Source organism: Pseudoduganella namucuonensis, from assembly GCF_900116645.1.
GTDB lineage: Bacteria > Pseudomonadota > Gammaproteobacteria > Burkholderiales > Burkholderiaceae_D > Rugamonas > Rugamonas namucuonensis.
Genome location: NZ_FPBO01000014.1, coordinates 112,729 through 136,379 on the forward strand (window position 1 = coordinate 112,729; position 23,651 = coordinate 136,379).

Genomic DNA, 23,651 nt, shown 5'->3' on the forward strand with positions numbered 1-23,651 from the left:
AATCAGGCATCCAGCCACACATGCTCGGGGCAGGTGTATCCCATGAAGGCGCCCAGCGGATGCGAGGACACGCCTTTCACCTTGGTGCTGTAGCCTTCGAGGTTGTTGATGAACAGCGGGATGCCGACGCCGCACTTCTCGTGCACCAGCACCTGCATGTCGGCGTACAACTGTTTGCGCTTGGCCTCGTCGGTTTCGGCGCGGGCCAGCAGCAGCAATTGGTCGAACTGCGGGTTGTTCCAGCCCGACTCGTTCCACGGCGCGTCGGACTTGAAAAACTGGGTGAACAGCATGTCCGCGCTGGGGCGGGCGTTGACGTTGCCGAAACCGATGGGGGACTTCATCCAGTGCTTCGACCAGTAGCCGTCCGCCGAGACGCGTTTGAGCGCCAGCTTCAGGCCCGCCTTCTGCGCCGATTGCTGCAGCAGCATGCCCATGTCGACCGACCCGGTGGCGGCCACCGAGGCCACCACAGGCAGGGTCAGATCCAGCGCGCCGGCGCGGCGCAGGTGGTAGCGGGCGCGCTCCGGGTCGTAGGGCCGCTGCGGCAGGCCGGCGAAGTGGAAGCGGCTCGATGGCGGAATCGGCTGGTCGTTGGCGACCACCGCGTAGCCGCGGAACGCCGCGCGCTTCATTTGTTCGCGGTCGATCAGGTATTTCATGCCGAGTGTGAAATCGGGATTGCGGCCCAGGCCCACGGTCTGGCGTATCACCAGGTCGGTGTAGAGCCCGCCCTGGCTTTCCAGCACCTGGTAGCCGGGCTCGCTCTTGATGCGCTTGGTGGAGCGCGGATTGACCTCGTTCACCCAGTGCACGTCGCCGGACAGCAGGGCGTTGATGCGGGCCGATTCGTCCGGGATGCCGAACAGGGAGACCTGGTCCAGGTGGGGCAGGCCGGGCTTCCAGTACCGCGGGTTGCGCACGCCGATGGTGCGCACGCCCGGCGTGAACTCCTTGCAGACGAAGGCCCCGGTGCCGTTGGCGGTCGTGAAATTGCTGGCGCCGTCCTGCACGATGACGAAGTGCGAGGTCGCGAGGATGACGGGCAGGTCGGCGTTGGCGCCCTTCAGCGTGATCACCACGGTCAGCGGGCCGGAGGCGCGCACGGATTCGAACTGCTGCGCCACCGAGCGCACCTTGGAGGCGACCGCGGGGTCGTTGTGGCGGTTCAGCGAGTAGACCACGTCGGCCGACGTCAGCGGTTTGCCGTCGTGGAACTGCACGCCCTTGCGCAGGCGTATGGTCCAGGCGATGGCGTCGTCGGTCGCGATGTCCTCGGCCAGCATGTTCTGGGGCGCGAGGTGCGCGTCCAGCGATGTCAGGCCGCTGTAGAACATATGCGCGCGCAGGTAGTCGGTGGACAGCGCGCCCTTGGCGGGATCGAGCGTGTCCGCGTTGGAGCTGGACTGGGTGGCGATGGTCAGCGTGCCGCCGCGGCGCGGTTGCGGGGCCGCGTGCAGCAGGCCGGAGGCCGACAGCAGCATGCCGCCGGCGGCCATGCCGCGTAGCATATCGCGCCTCGAGAACGGCGTTGCGATATCCTGTTCCTTGCAAAAATCGTGTTTCATCGTGGGTTGCCTTAGCTTGCTGATCGATGAATGCATTACATCATAATAAACCCGTCGAAATGTGGCGTTTCCGGCGCCCCGCGGCACACAAACGGCGGTTTTCCAGGGGCGCGGCAGCATACATTGCCGGCCGTAGAAAATGCTGCGGCCCCCGCAAAACTTGCCTTTGAATAGCCGCCGGCGGCCGGCAACTAAGCAGAAAAAACCGCGTCCCGTCCGTACAATGAATCGAGTAGTCCGAGGCAACCAGACAAATCGATACAGAGAGAGCACGATGGACAATACAAGCATACTTAAGTCGAACCCTTGGCCAGGCAAGAAAAACGCTTCGGCCGCGCCGGCGGCCTCCCTGGACGCGGCCGGCCAGACCATACGCTCGCGCATCGCCGTGATCGATTTCATGCGCGGCTTCGTCATGCTGATCATGTTGTTCGACCACGTGCGCGAGACGCTGTACCTGCACATGCAGGTGACCGATCCCATGACGGTCGCCGAGACGGCGCCGGAGCTGTTCTTCACCCGCATGGCGGCCCATTTCTGCGCGCCGATGTTCGTCTTCCTCACCGGCCTGTCGGCCTGGCTGTACGCCCATCCGGCCGCCGGCCCGCGCGACGCCACCGGCTTCCTCGTCAAGCGCGGCCTGCTGCTGGTGGCGCTGGAACTGGTGGTGGTCAATTTCGCCTGGGCCGGCAAGTTCCCGCCGCCCGTGATCTATCTGCAGGTGATCTGGGTGATCGGCCTGGCCATGATCTTCCTGGCGCTGGTGCACAAGCTGCCCCTCAAACTGCTCGGCGGCGTGGGCCTGGCCATCGTGTTCGGCCACAACGCGCTGACCTGGATCAGCTTCGCCCCGAACGAGACCGGCTACAGCCTGTGGACCATCCTGCTGCATCGCGGCTTCCTGGTCGCCGACGGCGCCGTGAAGTTCAAGGTCACCTATCCGCTGCTGCCATGGATAGGCGTGATCCTGGTGGGCTACGCCGCCGGTCCGCTGTATGGCCGCGCCATGGCGCCCGGGCGCCGCAGGCGCTTGCTGCTGGCGCTGGGCGCGGGCGCGCTGCTGTTGCTGGCCGTGCTGCGCGGCTTCAACATCTACGGCGAGGAATTGCCGTGGGTGTATGGCGAAACCACCGTGCGGACCGTGATGTCCTTCTTTAACTTCACCAAGTACCCGCCGTCGCTGGACTTCCTGCTGATGACCATAGGCTCCAGCCTGTTGCTGATGGCGTGGCTGGAACCGAAGGACAACTGGTTCACCCGCGCCTGCGTCACGTTTGGCGGCGCGCCCATGTTCTACTACCTGCTGCACCTGTATGTCGTGCTGGCCATGCAGCACATCCTGGTTGCGGTGTTCGGCGCCAACCACGGCGAGCGTTTCGGCATCGACGTGTTCTGGCCGATCTGGGTGGTGTCGCTGGCGCTGATGCCGCTGCTGTACGTTCCCTGCCGCGCGTTCGCCAACTACAAGCGCACCTCGGAGCGGGCATGGGTACGTTACTTCTGAAATCGCTGGCCTGCGTGTCGGCGCTGGCCTGCTGCCAGGCGCTCGCCACGGAGGACAGCGGCACGCCGGGTCCGGGCCGCTGGGAAATCAACACCGGCGCGAGCCTGGAGTTGCTCGACGGGGCCGGGACGCTGGCGCTGCCGGACACCGAGGTCAACTATGGCATCGGCGAGGCGCTGCAACTGACGCTGGCCATGCCGCTGGTGCGGCTGCGCGAGGATGGCGCGCGCGCCCGCTCCGGCTGGGGCAGCGCCACGGCGGGCGCCAAATGGCGCTTGCTGGAGGACGAGGGCGGCATGTCGCTGGCCTTGTTCCCGCGCTTCACCTGGAATCCCGCCTCCAGCGCGGCGCGCCGCGGCCTGGCCTCCCCCGGGCACAGCCTGCTGATGCCGGTGATCGTGGGTTTCAGCCATGGCGGCAGCGCCGTGTACGCGGAACTGGGGCGCAATCTGGTCCAGCGCGGCCCGCACGAATGGCAGGCGGGCCTCAAGGCGACCAAGCAGTGCACCGAGACCTTCGAATGCATCGCGGAGCTGGAACACAGCCGCGTCCCGCGCGATGGCAGCCAGACCATGGCCAGCGCGGGCGGCAAATGGCGCTTGAGCGACAGCGTGATCGTCGAGGGCAGCGCCGGCCGGGATATCGGCGGGGGCCGCGAGGGGCGGCGCCGCCTGGTGCTGTACCTGGGCCTGCAGCTCCTGCGCTGAGGCGTCCTACACGTTCACGCCGAACGAGGAGGCCAGCGCGCCCAGGCCGCCCTTGTAGCCCTGGCCGACGGCGCGGAACTTCCAGTCGCCGCCGTAGCGGTAAATCTCGCCGAATATCAGCGCCGTTTCGGTGGAACCGTCCTCGGACAGGTCGTAGCGCGCGATCTCGGTGTTGTCGGCCAGGTTGACGCAGCGGACGAAGGCGCGCTGCACCTGGCCGAAATTCTGGCGGCGCGCGTCGGCCTCGTGGATGGTGACGCAGACGGCGACGCGGTCCACGTCGGCCGGCACCCTGGCCAGGTCGATGGCCACGGTCTCGTCGTCCCCCTCGCCGGCGCCGGTGCGGTTGTCGCCCGAATGGGCGACGGAGCCGTCGGGCGATTTCAGGTTGTTATAGAAGATGAAATCGGTGTCGGCGCGCACCTTGCCGTCCACCTTCAGCAGGAAGGCCGAGCCGTCGATGTCGAAGGCCGCGCCGTCGGTGTTGCGCACATCCCATCCCAATCCCACGACGAGCTTGGACAAGCCGGGCGCTTCCTTGCTCAGGTTGACGTTGCCGCCTTTTTGCAGACTGATAGCCATGATGTGGTTTCCTCAAGATAGTCGATGCCGAAACGTTACCACAAGCGCCGCGGCAAGGAAAACCGGAGGGGATGGCAAGCGGGCCGAGCCCCATTTGGGGCCAGGCCCCAAATGGGGCTCGGCCCGCTTGACGGGGAGCCCGGCCGGGGAGCTCAGTCGAGCAGGCGGCCGAAGCGGACCACGGTGACGCCGGCGCGCAGCTGGCGCAGCGAGGGCATCACCAGCACGCAGTTGGGATAGGGGGTGTACACGGGTTCGACGCCGTTCCAGCCGATCACCGTGCCGGCCTCCTCGAACAATTCCAGGCCGGTGTAGTCGGCGGCGAAGCGGAAGTCCACGCCGTCGGCCACCACGGGCTCCGTCACGCGCACCAGCAGGCAGCGCTCGGGCAGGGGCTTGAGCCAGCCTTCGGGGACGTCGGACAGGTCCAGGTTGCCGCACAGGACCAGGAAGCGCGCGCAGCAGTTCTTGGCCACCGCCACGGCCGAGGCCTCCCAGTGCTGGCCGCATTCGACCAGCAGCGCGTTGCGGGCGCTGGCGGGATCGCCGAAGGCGCCGTAGTCGCGCATCCGGCGGCCCTCCGGGTGGCCCTCGTCGCTGACGATCCAGGCCGGCGTGGCGAGCCGCCGCGCCAGGGCGATGCCCTTGTCCAGCGGGCCGCACACGTTCAGCGGCGCGCTGCGCTCGTGCATGGAATGCAGGTCGAGCAGGAAATCGACCTCGTCGATCAGCGGGCGCATGGCGCGGGCGCGGCGCAGTTCCGACGAGTCCAGTTCCAGATTGTCCAGCGTGGCGGGATGCCACACGCGGTTGAAGTCCTGGTCGACGAAACGCGAGGCGTCCGGCGCGGCGGGGTCGAAACGCCGGTAGGCCTCGACGTTGGCGAAGGCCAGCGTGACGCGTCCGCGGCGTGGACGGACGCGGCCGTCCAGCAGGGCCTTCACGGCGATGGCGCCGCACACCTCGTTGCCGTGCGTGAGCGCGTTGATCATCGTGTGGCTGCCGGGCACGCCGCTGTCGAAACTGTACACGTAGGGCACGCCGGTGTTGCCCTCGGCGTAGGCGCCGATGTCCGGGAAGTCGACCTCGATCGGATAGGGGACCATGTTCGTCACTTCAAGCCTCCGAGGCAGAGATATTTGGTGTGCATGTAGTCGTCCAGGCCGTAGCGCGATCCCTCGCGGCCGTAGCCGGATTCCTTGACTCCGCCGAACGGCGCCACCTCGGCCGCCAGCGCCCCTTCGTTGATGCCGACGATGCCGGTCTCCAGCCGGTCCGCGACGCGCCAGACGCGGGCGATGTCGCGCGTGTAGAAATACGCGGCCAGGCCGAAGGGCGTGTCGTTGGCCAGCGCAACCACGTCCTCCTCGCCGTGGAAGCTGAACAGCGCCACCAGCGGGCCGAAGGTCTCCTCGTGCGCCAGGCGCATGGCCGGCGTGGCCTCGGCCAGCACGGTGGGCGCGAAGTAGCGCGGCTGGCCGTCCGCCATGGCCAGCGGCTTGCCGCCGCACAGCACGCGGGCGCCGTGCGCCAGCGCGTCCTCGACGTGGCTGGCGACCTTGTCGAGCGCGCGGCTGTTGATCAGGGGGCCGATCTGGGAGGCCGGATCGCTGGCCGGGCCGACCTTGAGCGCGGCCACGCGGGCGGCCAGCCTGGCCGAGAAGTCGCCGTACACGCCCTCCTGCACGTAGACGCGGTTGGGCGAGACGCAGGTCTGGCCGCCGTTGCGGAACTTGGCGGCCATCAGGCCGTTGACGGCGGCGTCCAGGTCGGCGTCCTCGAAGACGATGAAGGGCGCGTTGCCGCCCAGTTCCAGCGACAGCTTCTTCAGCGTGGCCGCGCCGTCGCGCGCCAGCGTCTTGCCGACCGCGGTGGAGCCGGTGAAGGTGATTTTGCGCACGCGGGCGTCCTCCATCCACGCGCCGGCCACCAGCGGCGTGTTCTCGCGCGAGGCCACCACGATGTTCAGGACCCCGGGCGGGAAACCGGCCTCGTGGCCCAGCTGGACCAGGGCCAGCGCCGTCAGCGGCGTGTCTTCGGCCGGTTTCGCCACCACGGTGCAGCCGGCGGCCAGCGCGGGGGCGATCTTGCGGGCGATCATGGCGAGCGGGAAGTTCCATGGCGTGATGGCGGCCACCACGCCGACCGGTTCCTTCACCACCATCAGCTTCTTGCCGCGCGCCGGTTCGGGGATCATGTCGCCGTAGGCGCGCACGGCCTCCTCGGCGAACCATTCGACGTAGGAGGCGCCATAGGCCACTTCGCCGCGCGCCTCGGCCAGCGGCTTGCCCTGCTCGCGCGAAATGATGCGCGCCAGGTCCTCCGCGTTGGCCTGGATCAGGGCGTGCCAGCGTTTGAGCAACTGGGCGCGCTCGCGCGCGCTGCGGGCGCGCCAGGCCTCGAAGGCCGCGGCGGCGCTGTCGGCCGCGTCCCGCGCGTCCCGCGCCGCGCTGTCGGGGACGTCGGCGAATCGGGCGCCGGTGGCCGGGTCGCGCACGTCATAGCGCGCGCCACTGGCGCAGGGCAGCCAGGCGCCGCCGATGTAGTTGCCGCTCCGGACCAGCTCTGGACGGTCCAGGCCGGCGAGGTCGTAGGTTTGGGTCATTTGTGTCTGCTCTTGTTGGTGGAGGGGCGGCCAGCGGCCGGTCATGAACAACTGTGTCCATGGTAGTACGGGGGAGGGGGAGGGGGAGGCCGAAATCGGGGCCGGAGAGCGGGGGAAATTGCGATTTTCGGACGGCGGCGGCATTTTCTGCCGCGCCGTCCGCGCCTGGTCAGCAGGGCTGGGTGAACAGCTTTTCGACCGGGTAATAGCCCTTGGTGAAGGGCGATTTGATGACGATGTAGCTGAAGTATTTCTCGATGCCGATGTGCTGGTCGAGCAAGCCTTCCATGATGGTCTGGTAGTGCACCACGCCGGTGGTGACGAACTTCAGCAGGTAGTCGAAGCCGCCGCTGACAAGGTGGCACTCGAGAATCTCGTCGACCTTGCGGATGCTGGCCTCGAACTTGGCGAAGTCCTCGCGGCGATGGTCGGACAGCGTGACCTGGGTGAACACCAGTTGCACGTTGCCGATCTTTTCCAGCTCGATATGGGCGCCGTAGCCCGTCACATAGCCCGCCTTTTCCAGCCGCTTGACGCGGATCAGGCAGGGACTCGGCGACAAGCCGACCGCGTCGGCCAGGTCGACATTGGCGATCCGCCCGCTTTGCTGCAGATGGGACAGGATGCGGATGTCTATCCTGTCCAGTTTGAACGCGCCTTCTAGCATAAATCCCCTGGTTGCGTCTGTGGGTTGCGATCTCGATTGTAGCACGCTGGAAACACTCAGCGGGACCCGTGTTGCGGCGCCGGCGGCGCGCTTCCTCCTACGTCAGCGCGCGCGCGACCTCCGGCTGCGCCAGCACCTGGTCCAGCGTGGCCTTCAGGCGCGTGAACAACAGGCTGAATTCGTCCTCCGTGTAGCACAGCGCGGGCGCGAAGCCGAGGATGTTGTCGCCGAAGGCGCGGAACACCACGTTGTTCTCGTAGGCCGCCTGCGCGATGCGCTCGTGCAGCCGCAGCGCCGGGTCGAACTGGCGCTTGTCCTCCTTGTCGGCCACCAGTTCCAGCGCGCCGAGCAGGCCGCGGCTGCGGGCGTCGCCGACCAGGGGATGGGCGAGCAGGTCGCGCAGCCCCCGCTCGAACTGAGGCGCGCGGGCGACGCCGTTGGCCAGCAGGCCGCCCTCCTGGTACAGGCGCAGCACCTCCAGCCCGATCGCGGCGCTGACCGGGTGCGCCGAATAGGTCTGGCCGTGGCCGACCGCGAGCTCCGGTCCGGCGCCCTCGGCGATGGCCTGGTAGATGGCGTCCGACATCATCAGCGCGCCCATGGGGGCGTAGCCGGCGGTCAGGCCCTTGGCCAGCGTCATCATGTCCGGCGCCACGCCCTCGGCCTCGCAGGCGAACATCGGGCCGGTGCGGCCGAAGCCGGTGATCACCTCGTCCAGCACGAACAGGATGCCCAGCTCGCGGCAGGCGTCCGCCATGGCTTTCAGCCAGCCCTTGGGCGGCACGATGACGCCGCCGGAGCCCTGGATAGGTTCGCAGAAGAAGGCGGCCACCGTGTCCGCGCCCAGTTGCGCGACCTTGGCGCGCAATTCCGCGACGGAGGCGGCGATCAGCGCTTGCGGATCGGCGCCCAGCGGGTTGCGGTAGGGGTAGGGCGAGGAGATGTAGTGCTGGCTGGGCAGCGGCAGGTTGAAGTGGCGCTGGAACAGCGGCAGCGCGGTCAGCCCGGCGCCCACCGACGACGAACCGTGGTAGCCGCGCTGCAGCGAGATGAACTGGGTGCGTCCCGGCTGGCCGATGGCGTTATAGTAGTAGGCGATGTAGCGGATGGCGGCGTCCACCGCGTCCGAGCCGCCCTGGGTGAAGTAGACATGGCTCAGCGACGGGGGCGCCAGCTCCACCAGCCGCGCGGCCAGCCGGATGGCCGGTTCGGAACCGTAGCTGAAGTAGCCGGTGGCGTAGGGCAGGCGGCGCATCTGCTCGGTGGCGGCTTGCACGATGCTCTCCTGGCCGTAGCCGGTGTTGACGCACCACAGGCCGGAGAAGGCGTCCAGCAGTTCGCGGCCGGAGGCGTCGCGCAGGAAGGCGCCGCTGCCCGATTCCAGTATCGTGGCGCCGCGCTTTTCGTGGGCGCGGAAGTTGGTGACGGGGTGGATCAGGTGCTGGCGGTCGAGGTCGAGAAGGGTGGGCTTGGTCATGATGGGGTCCATGTGTGGGTATGTCATCATCTTAGGGCCGGTGGCGCAGCGTGAGCTTGCGAATCGGGGGGGCGGGTTTCGGCGGAAGTTGCGTATTTCGGGTGGCAGCGGCATTTTGTGCCGCGCCCCTTTTCCCCTCCCGCGGGGCCTTCAATAGCCGCGCCGCCGCTCCACCAGGCCCTCCAGCGGCTCGCCGGCCCGGTGCCGCCGCAGGTTCTCCAGCACGGCGCGCACCGCGCTGTCGGGCTGGGTCATGCTGGCGATGTGCGGCGTCAGCATGATGGCGGGATGCTCCCAGTACGGGTGGCCGGGCGGCAGCGGTTCGGGATCGCACACGTCCAGCACGGCCCGCGCCAGTTGGCCGCTGTCCAGCGCGTCCAGCAGATCCTGCTGGACCAGATGGGGGCCGCGGCCGGCATGCACCAGGGCGGCGCCGGCCGGCAGGCGCTCGAACAGGCGGGCGTTCAGGATGCCGCGGGTCTCGTCCGTCAGCGGCAGCAGGCAGACCAGGATGTCGCAGCGGGCGGCGAAGCCGGGCAGCGCGGCGTCGCCGGCGTAGCAGTCCACGCCTTCCACGTCGTGCTGCGAGCGGCTCCAGGCGGAACAGGGGAAGCCCAGGCCGCGAAGCTGCGCCAGCACGGCCCTGCCCAGCACGCCCAGGCCGAGCACCCCCACCCGGCGCGAAGCGGCCGGACGCACCCGCAGCGCGCGCCAGACCTCGCAGCGCTGCTGCGCGGCGTAGGTTTGCCAGTCGCGGTGTATCGACAGCACGGCCAGGGTCGCGTATTCGACCATGCCGCCGACGATGCCCGGTTCGACCATGCGCACCAGCGGCAGGCCGGCCGGCAGCGCCTCCAGGTCGAACTGGTCGATGCCGGCGCCGACCGAGAACAAGAGCTCGAGGCCGGTGTAGGCGGCCAGGTCGGCGGGCGGCTGCCAGGCCGCCAGGAAGCGCACCCGTGCCGGGTCGCCGACGTCGGGCCAGATGCGGAAGTCGACCTCCGGCGCGAGCTCGGCGAACAGGCCGCGCCATTCGGCGCCGCGCACCGGGTCGGCCTTGTAGACGAAAGTGCAAGGCGGGGTGTCGCTCATGGTCAGCCCAGCGCCTGGTTGATGATGGCGAACTGGCGCACGCTGGCGTCGTGCAGCGGCGCCTCGCCGCGCGCCATGGCCAGCACCCTGTCCACCTGCATCAGGCCCAGTTCCGTCAACCAGGGCCCGAGGCCGGAGTCGCCGGCCACGTCGACGCGGATGAAGGCGCCGGCGTAGGTGCCGGTCCAGTGGCTGATCAGCGCCTTGGCGCGCTCGATGTCGGGCGCGATCACGGGGCCGATCACGTAGCCGTGGCCGAAACGGCGCAACAGGGCGCAGCCTATGACCTCGTCGTAACGGTCGATGACCACGCCCTCGCTCACTTCCAGCAACGCCGCCAGCACGGTGGCGCGCGGCATGCCGGCCGCGCGCGCGGCCAGCGCCGCCAGGCGCGGACCGTCGCGGGAGCCCAGCGGCCGTATGCGTTCGCCCGGCCGCAGCGGTATCAAGGGCGAATTGAACACCGTGCCCTGGTGCTGCTCGACCGCGCCGATGGTTTCGAAGCCCATGCTCTCGTACAGCGCCTTGCCGGCCTCGGTGGCGTGCAGCAGCACCGTGCGTTCGCCCAGTTCGGCCATCACCAGCGCCATCAGCTTGCGTCCGATGCCGTTGCCTTGCCAGGCCTCGGCCACGATCACCATGCCCAGCGAAGCGAATTCCTGGCCATGGCTCCAGCACATCACGGTGCCCACCAGGCCTGTCTCGTCCTCCGCCACGTAGCCGGTGCCGAGCCGGTGTATCAACTGCCAGTCCTCCAGGCGGTGCGGCCAGCGCACCGACAGCGATAATCGCTGCGCCGCGTCGAGATCGTCCTCCGTCATGCGGCGATAACGCAGCGCCGCTGCTGCTTTTTTGGTTGTCACGTTCTTCCTCCAGTTCGAGCCGTGTTCCAGGCACGGCATGCGACCATGCTACCGCGGCCCGCGCGGCCCGCGCCAGCGCTGAAAACAGAACGCAAGTAAGTCCCGGGGAGGCCCGCCGTTTCAGCACTTTGTGCCGAAACGGACGGTGTTTTTTCCCATCCCTGTCAAGTGTGCGCGCGGCGGCGAAAAGGGCTTGACCTTACCATGGGGGAAGGGATTATCGTGTCTCCTGCGTACACTTCCCGACACGACAAGGAACCATCATGATGAAACGATTGCATACCCTCTCGCTGGCCGCCATGCTGGCCGCCGGCGCGCTGGCCAGCCCCCTGGCCGCCGCCCACGCCGCGCTGAAGAATTCCAACCCGGCCGCCAATGCGGTGCTGGAGCAGGCGCCGCGCGAGATCGTCCTCACCTTCAACGAGAAGGTGGAGCCGGCGTTCAGCTCCATCGCCGTGCTGGAGGCGGGCGGCAAGGATATCGCGGCCGGCAAGGCGCAGGTGGACGCCGCCAATCCGCTGCTGATGAAGCTGGAGTTGCCCGCGCTGGCGGCGGGCGCCTACAGCGTGCGCTGGGTGGCGGTCGGTCCCGACGGGCATCGCCGCACCGGGCAGTTCGGCTTCACGGTGAAGTGATTGGACACGCCCGCGCTGTTGCAGTGCCTTGCCACTTTCGCGCTGAACCTGGCGCTGGCCTGGATGGTGGGCGCGCTGACGGCCCGCTGGTGGCTGCGGCGGCATGACGGCTGGGGCGCGGCGGCCGGCGCCCGCTTGCTGGCGTCGCTGCGCTGGGCGGCGCCGCTGTGCATGGTGGCCGCCGCCGCCGCGCTGTGGGCCGCCGCGGCGGCCATGGCGGGCGCGCCGCTGCTGGAATCCGGTGAAGCCTTGCGCCTGCTGCTGACGCAGACGGCGTTCGGCAAGGCGGGGCAGGCGGGATTGGCGGCGCTGGCGGTGCTGGCCGCGCTGGCGTGGCTGGCGCCGTCGTGGCGCGGCTTCGACGGCGCTGCGTCGGCGCTGTTGCTGGCCTATGCCGCCAGCCGCGTCGCCAACAGCCACGCGGCCGAGCAGGGCCTGTTCAGCCTGGGCATCCTGGTGGAATACGTGCATCTGCTGCTGATCGCGCAGTGGACGGGCAGCGTGGCGGTGGCGGCCTGGGTGGTGCTGCCGCGGGCGGCCGCCGCGCGCGGCCAGGCGGGCCTCGCCACGGTCGCGCCGAACCGGCCGCTGTGCCGCTATCTGTGGCCCTTGTCCGACACGGCCGCCGCGGCGCTGGTGGGCATCGTCGCCACCGGCCTGTACAACGCCTGGCACGCGCTGGGCGCGCCGTCCGCCGCCATCGGCAATCCCTATGGCACGGCGCTGATCGTCAAACTGGTGCTGGTCGGGGTGGCGATCGCGCTGGGCGGCTACAACAAGATGGCTGGATTCCCCGCCGCCGCGCGCGGCGACAGCCCGGGACCGGCGATGGCGGTGCTGCGGATCGAATCGGCGGTGCTGATCGGCGCGATGCTGGCCGCCGCCGCCCTGGTCGGACAGCAGCCGCCGGCCGCCGGGTGAGGAGACGCCGCCGCGCCCGCGCGGCGGGCGCCGGGACCGTGGCGGAGCTTACTGGCGCGGTCCCTGGTACATGAAGCCGCTGTCGTTCAGGCCGAACTTGTGGTTCTTCGTCAGCGTCGTGATTTCCGCGCCGGCCAGCAGCACCGGGCCGTAGCCGTGGGCGGCCAGCGTGCTGACCGGGCGGTAGTAGTAGAACGCCGGGTCGAAGGCCATGCCGGTGCCGACGCAGATGTCCTCGACCTGTCCCTTCGCGTTGACCTTGTTGGCCACGGCGTTCCAGGCCAGGATGGCCATCGGGCCGTACATCTCCTTGTCCACATAGCCGCGGTTCACCGAGCGCGCGATGGCGTAGGCGTAGATGGCGGTGGCCGAGGTTTCCAGGTAGGAGTCGTTGCGGTCCAGCAGCTGGTGCCAGGAGCCGATCCTGGACTGGTAGGAGCCCAGGCCCTTGATGTGCGCGCGCAGTTGCGCCAGCACCTTAGGATAGCCCGGGTGGTCCTTGGGCAGCACCTCCAGTACTTCGACCATGGCCATCACGGCCCAGCCGTTGGCGCGCGCCCAGTGCATCTCGGGGTGGTCCTTCATGCCCTCGACCCAGCCGTGCATGTAGATGCCCAGCTGCGGATTGAACATGCGCTTGGAGATCTGCAGCACCTGCTTGACGGCGTCGTCATAGTACTTGCGCTCGCCGGTGGTCTTGCCCAGGTAGGCCATGGTGGGCACGCCCATGAACATGTCGTCCAGCCAGACGGTGTTGAGCAGCGGACGCTTGCGCGCCAAGGTGCCGTCGGCCAGGCGGTATTCCTTCTTGGTGACGAAGGTGCCGCAGATGTCGAGCATGGTGCTGAAGTCGGTGGTGGAACCGGCCAGCTTGGCCTGCATGAAGCTGGCGCACAGCGCGCCCGCGTCGTCCAGCGCGTGCGGATTGAGGAAGCTCTTGATCGGCGCGGCGCTGTTCTGGCGGTCCGCCTTGACGCGCGGGTAGTACACCTTGGTGAGGTCGGACAGCAGCTGCATGCGCTTGAAGGCGTAGTCGGTGTAGCGCTTGTCGCCAGTGGCGGCCCCGGCGGCCAGCATGCCGCTGTAGGTGACGCCCCACTCGTAGCTGGTGAGGCGGAAGTCGCCCGGCATCAGCACCGCGTCAGGATCGCCGGCGGCGATGTCGGTGATCTCGGCGTGGGTGGTCTTGTTGATAACCTTGGCCGGGGTCACGCTGTCCAGATAGTTGAACACGCGGTCCAGCACCGCCTTGACGTCGGCCGCCTCGGGCGCCTGGTAGGGGGTCGGGTATTGCACAACCAGTTCGTGCAGCAGGCTGTCCTTGGCGGCCGGGCCTTTTTCCTGCGCGGTGGGCGCGCGCTGCGCCGATGCGTTGAACGCGACCGGCAACAGGCAGGCTATGAGCATGCCGATCATGGAACGGCGTGGCATCGTAAACTTCATCAACGTGTCTCCTTCGTTTGGGGATGGTGCAAGGCTCACATTGTGGAGCCACTTGCGCGCTCAAACCAATCAATATGTTGAATATTTCGCTCACCGGCGGTTCAGCCGGGATACCGCATCGGGTATCGGTCGATAACTTAATGTGATTGTACGTATTGGCCGGGAATGAGCATCATATGGCCTCGGCACGCGCGCGCCCTCGGGGCGGCGTGCTTTATGTGTATGGGGAATAACGTTATAAACGGTTTATATTATTCTTCGTCGTTCCGGCTTTTATTATGCCGCACCGCGGCGAGCCTTGTCCAGGTTGGGTTTCTTTCGGAAAGTGGTTTGAGCGGCAACTGATCATCATTGTGATTCTTTCGGCGGACGCGAAAAAATCCGATCATCGCTCACATAGAATGCAATCTGAAAGTTGGTCAAAAAATGGACAGGCCGATCAAAGGCCGACACACGGAGGAGTTTGAAAATGAGTGAACGTTTTAACGCCGCCCGCTCGGGCATACGTCTGAATAGCGGTGCGCTGCTGGTGATCGCGTCGCTGCTCGCCGCGCAGGGCGCCGCCGCCCAGGAAACCCAGGCCCAGGCCGCCCAGGAGGCCAAACCGGCCGCCGCGGCGCCGGCCTCGCAGGACAACGTGGTGATGGTGGTGGGCACCCGCAAATCGGTCGCCTCGGCGATCGACCGCAAGATCCGCAACGCCACCGTCTCGGACTCGCTGGTGGCCGAGGATATCAATCAATTCCCCGACAAGAACGTCGGCGAGGCGCTGTCCCGGATCACCGGCGTGCAGCTGTCGCGCGAGTTCGGCGAGGGCTCGCAGGTTTCCATCCGCGGCGTGGAGCCGGACCTGAACCGCATCGAGATCAACGGCATGTCGGTGCTGGGCACCAACGGCGGCGCCGGCCGCGGCGCCGAGCTGCGCGAGCTGGCCTCGGAGCTGATCGCGTCGATCGACGTGTACAAGGGCGTGACCGCCGACATGACCGAGGGCGGCGTGGGCGGCACCGTCAGCATCAAGACGCGCAAGCCGCTGGACTTCAAGAAGCCGACCGTCGCCACCACCGTCTCGGCCGAGCAATCGTCCAGCCGCGGCGGCGTGCAGCCGCGCGTCAGCCTGTTGCTGGCCGACAAATACCTGGACGGCAAGCTGGGCCTGATGGCCAACATCGTCTACGACAAGGTCTTCACCCGCAACGACTACGCCCGCAACACCTCGTGGCGCTTCCTGCGCGACTGGGACGGTTCGGCCGAGAAGACCATCACCAGCCGCGATCCGGTGGCGGCGGCCATCACCAGCCAGGCCGGCTGCGGCGCCAGCACGCTGACCGCGGCGCAGCGCACCGCCTGCCAGCAGCAGTGGTTCGACTACAACCCCGGCATTTCGCGCTACGGCATCTGGACCCGCGACCACGAGCGCTCGTCGGCCGAATTGACGGCGCAGTATAAATTCAGCAACGAGTTGAGCGCCTGGGCCAGCTACCAGGCCAACACACAAGACCAGCGCCTCAACGACCGCAACTTCGGCACGTCCTTCGAGAACGTCAACCGTCTGGCCAACGCGGGCAACGCCCCGGTGTACAACCAGGCCACCGCCGTGCAGAGCGCCGCGGGCACCTGCGTCGCCGCGCCGACCACCGGCCTGCCGGCCGGCATGGTGGTGGAGAACCATTACGTGACCCAGTTCACCGCGGGCAATTGCCTGAACCTGGCGGGGCAGGGCGGACAGGGCGCGTTCAGCACCCAGGCGCGCGACTTCGCGCTGAACATCGAATCGAAGTACGCTTCCGGCGGCTTCAACTACAAGAAGGACAACCTGGAACTGGAAGGCTTGCTGGTCAAGTCCAGTTCGGACTACAGCAGCAACAGCAACAGTGTGGTGGCGACGCAGAACGCGCCCGGGCTGGTGGTCAACCTGGACAAGCAGGGGCTGCCGCACTTCACCTTCCCGAGCGCCTACTCGCCGGACAGCCCGAGCTCCTACACCCAGGTCCAACTGCAGTACCGCCCCTCCGAAACCAAGAACACGGAAGACCAGTTCAAGCTGGACGGCAAATACCGCGTGGACCAGGGCATCCTGACCAAGCTGTGGTTCGGCGGCCAGATGCGCAAGTCCACCGCCAAGCAGTACAACGGCGGCGGCTACCTGGCCAGCAACGGCGCCAACCTGGCCTCGACGGCGGACGACGTCAGCGTGCTGACCGCGAACGTCAACCAGACGCTGGTCTACGATCCGCTGTACACCGGCGGCGCCCAGCGCGCGGCGGACGGACAGTCCTACCTGAACTCCAGCTTCTCGACCAAGTACACCAACGCGGCCGGCATGGCGCAGTTGATCTCGGCCATCAGCGGCCGCTCGCCCGGCACCTTCTTCGACGGCTACGACAAGGTCAGCGGCATGCCGGCCGGCTGGATGTCGCCGAGCTACGCGGCCGCCGCGCCGTTCTTCGACACGTCCAAGTTCAACCACGACAGCCTGTACCAGGCGCTGGGCAGCGACGGCAAGATGTACCAGCAACTGCCGGCCTTCGCCGCCGACGAGCGCGTGCGCTCGGGCTACGCCCGCCTGGACTGGGAGAGCGAGGTGTTCGGCCTGGGCGTCAGCGGCAACGTCGGCGCGCGCTACACCAACACCCGCAACACCGCCACCGGTTCGTACCGCAACCAGGTGCGGGTGGCGAACCAGCCGGGTTCGTCGACGTTCACCGACTACATCATCTCCAACGAGGTGCTGAGCCTGAACAACAGCTACCACGACGTGCTGCCGAGCGCGAACGCGATGATGTGGGTGGTGCCGGACGCCTTGCTGGTGCGGGTGGGCTGGGCCAAGGTGATGGCGCGTCCGCGCATCGACCTGCTGGCGCCCAACGCGACCTGCACGCTCAACAGTGGCAGCGTGCAGTTCGGCGGCGACGGCTCCGACGATTGCACGGCCGGCAATCCCGACCTGAAACCGTTCCGCGCCACCAACACCGACCTGAGCGTGGAATACTATCCAAGCCAGGATTCCCAGATCAGCATGGCGCTGTTCGGCAAGGACATCTCCAGCTACATCCTGGAGCGCACGCTGGTCAAGGGCGTGAACCTGTTCAAGGACGGCCGCCTGTGGGACGTGACGCAGCCGATCAACGGCCGCGGCGCCAAGACCAAGGGCATCGAGCTGACGGCGCGCACCGCCTTCACCTTCCTGCCCGGCTGGCTGGGCGGCTTCGGCGGCGACGTCAACTACACCCGCATGACTTACAAATACGCGCCGGGCACGGAGCGGCTGAACATCCTGGACGGTTCGGTGCTGCCATACCCGGGCCTGTCGAAGAACAGCTACAACGTGGGCCTGTGGTACGACCTGGACAAGGTGAACGCGCGGATCGCCTACAATTACCGTGACCGCTATTACACCGGCGGCAACGACGTGAGCGGCAATCCGAACTTCACCGAAAAGACCGGTTTCCTGGACGCGAAGTTCCAGTACCGTCTTGACAAGAACTGGACCTTCTCGATCGAGGGCAAGAACCTGACCGACCAGGCCCAGATCACCGACGCCGGCGACCTGTTCCGTGTGAACGAACTCGCATGGTCCGGACGCCGGTATTTCCTGAGTGTTTCCTACAAAAACTGATAAACGATGACGACACGCCTCTCCGCCCCCTTGGTTTCCCTGTCCGCAGGGCTATTGATGACTTTGTTCGCGGGGGCGGCGTGGGCCGCGCCGGCGGCGCCCGATTCGGGCGCCCCGGTGTTCGGCAACCCGCTGGTGTTGAAGCGGGCCGATCCGCACGTGACCCTGCACAGCGACGGTTATTACTATTACACCGCCACCGCGCCGGAGTACGACAGGATCGAATTGCGCCGCGTCCGCTCGCTCAACGAGCTGGGCAAGGCGAAGGCCGAGGTGGTGTGGCGCAAGCACGCCTCGGGCCCCATGAGCTACCACATCTGGGCGCCGGAGATGCATCACATCGACGGCAAGTGGTACATCTATTTCACGGCGGGCCGCGCCGACGCGCACTGGGACATCCGGCTGTACGTGCTGGAAAACAGCGCGGCCAATCCGCTGGAGGGCCAGTGGATCGAGCGCGGCCAGTTGAAGACCGGCTGGGAAAGCTTCTCGCTGGACGCCACCACCTTCGCGCTGGACGGCAAGCGCTACCTCTCGTGGACGCAGGTCGCCCCACCGCCGAACGAGCACGGCACCAACATCTACCTGGCGCAAATGGACACGCCGCTGTCCATCAAGGGGCCGGTCGCGCTGCTTAGCCGTCCCGAATACGGCTGGGAAAAGGTCAAACACGCGGTCAACGAGGCGCCTTCGGTGCTGGTGCGCAACGGCCGCGTGTTCCTGACGTACTCGGCCAGCGCCACCGACGCCAACTACGCGCTCGGCATGCTGACCGCGAAGGCGGACGCCAACCTGCTGGACGCGGCCTCCTGGCGCAAGTCGCCGGTGCCGGTGTTCAAGAGCAGCGAGGCCAACGGCCAGTACGGCCCCGGCCACAATTCCTTCACCACCACGCCGGACGGCAAGACCGACATCCTGGTCTACCACGCGCGCGATTACCGCGACATCGTCGGCGACTCGCTGCTGGACCAGAACCGCCACACGCGCGCCCAGGTGATCAACTGGCGCGCGGACGGCACGCCCGATTTCGGCGAGCCGGTCGCGGACCGCGGCCAGGCGGCGTCCAAGCCACTGTTCCGCGACCCGGTGGAGGACGGCGCGGCCGACCCGGTGGTGGTGTGGAACGCCGAGCGCGGCCGCTGGTGGATGTTCTACACCAACCGCCGCGCGAAAACCCAGGGTTTGCCCGGCGTCTCGTGGGTGCACGGCACCCGGCTGGGCATCGCCGAGTCCGCCGACGGGGGCGCGAGCTGGACCTACTCCGGCGTCGCGGACATCGCGCTGCCGCCCGAGCTGGGCGGCAAGGACGCGACGCACTGGGCGCCCGAGATCATCCGCGGCGACGACGGCGTCTATCATATGTACCTGACGGTGGTGCCCGGCGTGTACACGGACTGGGACCATCCGCGCCACATGGTGCACCTGACCAGCCGCGACCTGCGCAACTGGGGCGGGGCGAAGCTGGTCAAGCTGGCGTCCGAGCGCGTGATCGACGCCTGCGTCGCGCGGCTGCCGAACGGCCTCTGGCGCATGTGGTACAACAACGAGGCCGACAAGAAATCGATCTATTACGCCGACAGCGCCAACCTGACGGACTGGACCGATCGCGGCCGCGCCGTGGCCGACCAGGGCGGCGAAGGTCCCAAGGTGTTCCAGTGGCGCGGGCTGTGGTGGATGATCACCGACGTGTGGCAGGGCCTGGCTGTCTACAAGTCCAGCGACGCGGTCAACTGGCAGCGCCAGGCCGGCAACCTGCTGCAGGCGCCCGGCCAGGGCGAGGACGACCAGGTGATCGGCGGCCATGCCGACGTGGTGGTGAGCGGCGGCAGGGCCTGGCTGTTCTACTTCACGCATCCGGGCCGGCGCGGCGAGCAGGCCAAGCTGGACGGTCCGGAACAGCGCCGCAGTTCCATCCAGGTGGTGGAGTTGACGGAGTCCGGCGGCTGGCTGCGCGCCGAGCGCGACGCGACCACGCTGGTGCGCCTGAAGGGCGATGCGCCCGCCATGACTTCCCGTCTCCCGGACTGATTTCGCAGGACTCCCTTCGCGGCCCGGCGCGCGAGCGCCGGCGCCGCGTTTTTTCGCGGGAGCTATCCGCGCCGGGCGCGCTTCTTCTCGGGCTGCGCGCGTGGCAGGTGCTTCAGCGTGCGCAAGGCGGCCGGGGCCTTGATCCACACCGTGCGCCGGTTGATGCCGATCAGGCCGCGCGCGGCCAGCGTGCTCAAGGTGCGGCTCACGGTTTCCATCGCCATGCTGAGGTAATTGGCGATGTCGGCGCGCTGCATGCGCAGCGTGAAGCTGTTGGCGCTGTAGCCGCTGGCCGCGTGGCGCTCCGCCAGGTACAGCAGGAAGCGCGCCATGCGCGCGTGCGCGTTCAGTCCGGCCCGCATGCCGATCACCAGCTGGTTGCGGGCCAGCCCGCGCGCCATCACGCTGCACACGGCGATGTGCAGGCCGGCGTGGGCACGGCCCAGCGCGCTCAGCGTCGACAGCGGCACCACGATCAGTTCGCAATCGGACAGGGCCACGGCTTCCAGCGTGTGGCGGCTGCTGGCCAGGCCGTCGACGCCGATCAGGTCGCCCCGCATGGGGAAGCTCATGATCTGTTCCTTGCCCTGTTCATCGATGGCGGCCGTCTTCAGGAAGCCGGCCTGGACCGCGTAAAGCCGGTCGCAGACCTGGCCGATCAGGTGCACGCGCTGGCCGGTATGCACTTGCAGATGGCCGAAGCGGGTCTCCTCGCCGTCGTGTTCCAGTTGGTCGGCGATACGCAGTAGTTCGCACAGTTCCGTGAAACTGGAACTGTGGCGGCCATGGTGATGTCCATGGGGATCGGCAAAGCGGGGCGCGTACGCCGATGTGGTCGAGCTCGCGGATAAGAGGGTCGGGGTGGACATGCATTTCTCCAGCAAAATTGTCGGTGTGGCGATCGGAATGGACCGGACGGAGGAGGGGGCAGTTAACAAGGTAGCATCGCTTTCACGTAGCCCTTTACTCAATGTCAATATTGCTAACATTTGCATAAAAATCACATTTGACGAGATAAGCCGTCGGTGCTGGTCGCGCGGCACGCTTTGACATTCGTGCCCCCGGCCGATGTCGCCCGTCATTCCGGCGCGAGCGAGCCTTGCTAGCGTAGTGATCAGGCGCGCGCGGGCGCGCGATACCGAGAGGAGGGCCGCCACATGGGCGCCATATTCACTTGCTCCATCGATGACGGCCATCCCTCCGACATGCGGCTGGCGGATCTGCTGGAGCGCTACGGGCTGAACGGCACCTTCTACGTGCCCATCGTCAACCGGGAGGGCTCGCCGGTGATGGCGCCAGCCGCGCTCCGGGAGCTCGCGGGCCGCTTCGAGATCGGTTCGCACACTTATAGCCACCAATTCCTGACCCGGGTCGACGCCACGCGGGCGGCGCAGGAAATCTTCTGGGGCAAGCATGCGCTGGAGGACATGCTGGGCCGGCCGGTGTCGGGCTTTTGCTATCCCGGCGGGCGCTACCGGCGCGTGCACCTGCGGATGGTGCGCGCCGCCGGCTTCGCCTATGCGCGCACCACGGTCAATCTGTGCCTGGACGCCGGGCCGGGCCGCTACGAGATGGCGACCAGCTGCCAGTTCTATCCGCACGGACGGGATGTATACATGCGCAATTTCGCCAGCGGGGGACGGTGGCTGCATCGCCGTCGCTGCCTGGCGGCGTTTTTACGCTCATCGGATTGGCGAGCTCGGCTGTATAAATGCTTTGAAATCGCCGAAACACATAATCGGGTGTTTCATTTGTGGGCGCATACAGCCGACCTCGACAGCAATAACTCGTGGTCGGAGATGGAAAATTTCCTTTCCCACGTGTCGGGGTCCGTAAAAACTTCAAACAGACTCAGCAATAGGGAATTGGCGGAAAGATACTTTATTGAAAATATGAAAGGAGTTTTGTAATTCTTTAAAGATCGCGCTTCGTTATTCAATTTAATTACAAATTACGTCAAAAGAAGCCAAATTTTGCGAATGAAAGTTCTTGAAGTAAATATTTGTGGTAGCCAATACAAGAAAATAACGGCAGTGTCCGCCTTGTATTAATTCCATGGATATTTCACAATGTGAAATTTTTCTTGTAATCACCAAAGAAATGCCCTTAATATTGACCCGCATCAAAATTACTCCGCGTAATTTTTTATGCAAATCAATTTTATTAGGGGAATTACTTTGGTTGAACGTAAACTAACTTCTTGGGCTGCCACCGCAGCGATTTCGATTAACGCCGGTATTCTGTTGGTTGGCTGTGGCGGCGAGGCGCCTGGCGCTTCAGGCGCCACCGATCCTGTGCTGCTGGCCAAGATGGGCGGGACGACGGAAATGGCGGCGTCCTGCAGTTTTCCGAAATGGGTTGGAGGAACGAAGTATGTGACCGGCAACATCGTCACCTATCCGACCAACGGCAAATACTACATAGCCGAACATGACAATCCAGGCTGGGATCCGACCATCAGCACGTATTTCTGGAATCCGTACTCTTGCACGCCGACCGTGCCGGCGCCGACCACCCCCACGAAGGGTTGCGACTTCCCAACCTGGACGTGGAGCAAGCAGTACGCCGTGGGCGACGTCGTGGTCTATCCGACCAACGGCAAGTATTACATCGCCGAGCACGCGAATCCAGGCTGGGATCCAACCATCAGCACCTACTTCTGGAACCCGTATGAATGCAGTGAGCCCACGCCCACTCCGACGCCGACTCCAACGCCAACGCCGACGCCAACCCCGACGCCAACCCCAACACCGACGCCCACGCCGGTTCCCTCGGGGCCGACCGTGAGCGCCACCAGCTGCAGCTACGCGGCCGTGGCGGCGGCGGTGGCGGCCGCTGGCGCGGGCACGACCGTTACGATTCCGGCCGGCGACTGCAACTGGGGCACCCGCCAGTTGACCGTACCGGGCGGCATTTCGCTGCGCGGCGCGGGCCAGGACAAGACCATCATCCGCCGAGTCGGCGCGGTGTCGAACACCGCCTACCTGGTGGCGTTCAACTGCTCGAACGGCCAGGCCGTGGGCTTCTCGGGCATGACCATGGTGGGCAACGGCAATGGCGGCATCCAGGACAAGGGCCTGGGCCTGCTGAACGGCTGCCGCGACTTCCGCGTGTCGGACTCGAAGTTCACCAAGTTCGTGTTCAGCGCGGTGTACGTGGGCGACGCGCCCAACCAGCGCGGCGTGATCTACAAGAACAACTTCATCAACAACTACAGCCCCGAACTGCGCAACCTCGGCTATGGCGTGGTGGTGTACGGCGGCGGCGCGTGGCCCGCGCTCAGCCTGGGTTCGGCGAACGCGGTCTTCGTGGAGGACAACTACTTCTCGGGCAACCGCCACAACATCGCGTCGAACAACGGCTCGGTTTATGTGTTCCGTCACAACAAGGTGGTGGGCACGGACCCGGCCAAGGACTACGCGATGGCCGACGTGCACGGGCTGTCGTCCTCGCCACGCGGGTCGCGCAGCTACGAGATCTACAACAACGAGTTCTCCACGAATATCTCCGGCGGCTTGCAGCGCACCGCGGTGGGTATTCGCGGCGGCGATGGCGTGATCTTCAATAACACGGCCCCCGCGACGATCAGCCGCACGATCGAACTGATGACCGAGGGCTTCGGCTGCGGAACCTACCCTGGCCGCGACCAGATCCGTTCCGCGTACATCTGGAACAACTCGGCCAACCCGCAGAACGGCTACACGAGCAACGGCATCTCCAACTCGTGCCCGGCCTCGGTGCAGCAGGGCCGCGACTACTTCCTGTCGCCCAAGCCCGGCTACGTGCCGTACAAGTACCCGCACCCGATGCGTGGCTGATGCGCGGCTGATGTAGTGCCGATGCAGGGCTGATCCAACACCGTGGCCTCGTGGCGCGGTGACCGCCGCCCCGCCCGTCTCGTTCGCGAGACCGGCGGGGCGCTTCCGTTGGGGACGTAGGG

At 66.8% G+C, this 23,651-nt stretch carries 18 protein-coding genes; 8 read left to right on the plus strand and 10 right to left on the minus strand.

Annotation, left to right across the window (positions count from 1 at the left end; genetic code table 11):
- Positions 1-2 precede the first annotated feature (2 nt).
- Positions 3-1,568 (minus strand): ABC transporter substrate-binding protein, encoded by a 1,566-nt coding sequence (locus BM436_RS16345; protein WP_229490359.1) that lies wholly within the window; start codon positions 1,566-1,568, stop codon positions 3-5.
- 274 nt (positions 1,569-1,842) lie between these two features.
- Here BM436_RS16345 and BM436_RS16350 point away from each other — a divergent pair, with 274 nt between their 5' ends.
- Both BM436_RS16350 and BM436_RS16355 read left to right on the plus strand, forming a co-directional pair.
- Positions 1,843-3,072 (plus strand): acetyltransferase domain-containing protein, encoded by a 1,230-nt coding sequence (locus BM436_RS16350; protein WP_093556599.1) that lies wholly within the window; start codon positions 1,843-1,845, stop codon positions 3,070-3,072.
- On the plus strand, positions 3,054-3,779 hold the full coding sequence (locus BM436_RS16355) for a hypothetical protein (RefSeq protein WP_143133178.1): 726 nt from the start codon (positions 3,054-3,056) through the stop codon (positions 3,777-3,779). Before BM436_RS16350 ends, BM436_RS16355 begins: the two co-directional genes overlap by 19 nt.
- A 6-nt stretch (positions 3,780-3,785) precedes the next feature.
- Here BM436_RS16355 and BM436_RS16360 read toward each other — a convergent pair whose 3' ends face one another.
- The 7 genes from BM436_RS16360 to BM436_RS16390 form a co-directional block, all read right to left on the minus strand.
- On the minus strand, positions 3,786-4,361 hold the full coding sequence (locus BM436_RS16360; protein ID WP_093556601.1) for a TerD family protein: 576 nt from the start codon (positions 4,359-4,361) through the stop codon (positions 3,786-3,788).
- A 152-nt stretch (positions 4,362-4,513) separates the two neighbouring features.
- Positions 4,514-5,467, minus strand: coding sequence for a M14 family metallopeptidase (locus tag BM436_RS16365; protein ID WP_093556602.1), 954 nt, complete (start codon positions 5,465-5,467; stop codon positions 4,514-4,516).
- 5 nt (positions 5,468-5,472) lie between these two features.
- Positions 5,473-6,966, minus strand: a complete 1,494-nt coding sequence (locus BM436_RS16370) for an NAD-dependent succinate-semialdehyde dehydrogenase (RefSeq protein ID WP_093556603.1) — start codon at positions 6,964-6,966, stop codon at positions 5,473-5,475.
- A 169-nt stretch (positions 6,967-7,135) separates the two neighbouring features.
- Positions 7,136-7,633 carry an Lrp/AsnC family transcriptional regulator gene (locus tag BM436_RS16375; RefSeq protein ID WP_093556604.1) on the minus strand — a complete coding sequence of 166 codons (498 nt, stop codon included), beginning with the start codon at positions 7,631-7,633 and terminating at the stop codon, positions 7,136-7,138.
- 97 nt (positions 7,634-7,730) lie between these two features.
- Positions 7,731-9,110, minus strand: coding sequence for an aspartate aminotransferase family protein (locus tag BM436_RS16380; RefSeq protein ID WP_093556643.1), 1,380 nt, complete (start codon positions 9,108-9,110; stop codon positions 7,731-7,733).
- Between the two features lie 150 nt (positions 9,111-9,260).
- Entirely contained in the window at positions 9,261-10,202 is a 942-nt protein-coding gene (locus BM436_RS16385; protein WP_093556605.1) for a 2-hydroxyacid dehydrogenase, read from the minus strand.
- 2 nt (positions 10,203-10,204) lie between these two features.
- A complete protein-coding gene (locus BM436_RS16390) occupies positions 10,205-11,065 on the minus strand; it encodes a GNAT family N-acetyltransferase (protein ID WP_371859645.1) in 861 nt (286 codons plus the stop codon).
- Between the two features lie 263 nt (positions 11,066-11,328).
- Here BM436_RS16390 and BM436_RS16395 point away from each other — a divergent pair, with 263 nt between their 5' ends.
- Entirely contained in the window at positions 11,329-11,700 is a 372-nt protein-coding gene (locus BM436_RS16395; RefSeq protein ID WP_229490361.1) for a copper resistance CopC family protein, read from the plus strand.
- On the plus strand, positions 11,701-12,621 hold the full coding sequence (locus BM436_RS16400) for a CopD family protein (RefSeq protein ID WP_093556607.1): 921 nt from the start codon (positions 11,701-11,703) through the stop codon (positions 12,619-12,621).
- A 48-nt stretch (positions 12,622-12,669) separates the two neighbouring features.
- Here BM436_RS16400 and BM436_RS16405 read toward each other — a convergent pair whose 3' ends face one another.
- Complete coding sequence (locus BM436_RS16405; protein ID WP_093556608.1) at positions 12,670-14,064, minus strand: glycoside hydrolase family 88/105 protein; 1,395 nt, start codon at positions 14,062-14,064, stop codon at positions 12,670-12,672.
- A 469-nt stretch (positions 14,065-14,533) separates the two neighbouring features.
- Here BM436_RS16405 and BM436_RS16410 point away from each other — a divergent pair, with 469 nt between their 5' ends.
- Complete coding sequence (locus BM436_RS16410) at positions 14,534-17,683, plus strand: TonB-dependent receptor (protein ID WP_093556609.1); 3,150 nt, start codon at positions 14,534-14,536, stop codon at positions 17,681-17,683.
- 57 nt (positions 17,684-17,740) lie between these two features.
- Entirely contained in the window at positions 17,741-19,711 is a 1,971-nt protein-coding gene (locus BM436_RS16415) for a family 43 glycosylhydrolase (RefSeq protein ID WP_218164876.1), read from the plus strand.
- A 62-nt stretch (positions 19,712-19,773) separates the two neighbouring features.
- Here the strand turns inward: BM436_RS16415 and BM436_RS16420 are convergent, their stop codons facing one another.
- Positions 19,774-20,580, minus strand: a complete 807-nt coding sequence (locus tag BM436_RS16420) for a Crp/Fnr family transcriptional regulator (protein WP_093556611.1) — start codon at positions 20,578-20,580, stop codon at positions 19,774-19,776.
- A gap of 288 nt (positions 20,581-20,868) precedes the next feature.
- Between BM436_RS16420 and BM436_RS16425 the strand changes: the two genes are divergently transcribed.
- Both BM436_RS16425 and BM436_RS37560 read left to right on the plus strand, forming a co-directional pair.
- The gene (locus tag BM436_RS16425) at positions 20,869-21,621 is read left to right on the plus strand and encodes a polysaccharide deacetylase family protein (protein WP_093556612.1); all 753 of its coding nucleotides are present in this window, start codon (positions 20,869-20,871) and stop codon (positions 21,619-21,621) included.
- Between the two features lie 465 nt (positions 21,622-22,086).
- The gene (locus tag BM436_RS37560; protein WP_143133180.1) at positions 22,087-23,529 is read left to right on the plus strand and encodes a hypothetical protein; all 1,443 of its coding nucleotides are present in this window, start codon (positions 22,087-22,089) and stop codon (positions 23,527-23,529) included.
- Positions 23,530-23,651: the final 122 nt, after the last annotated feature.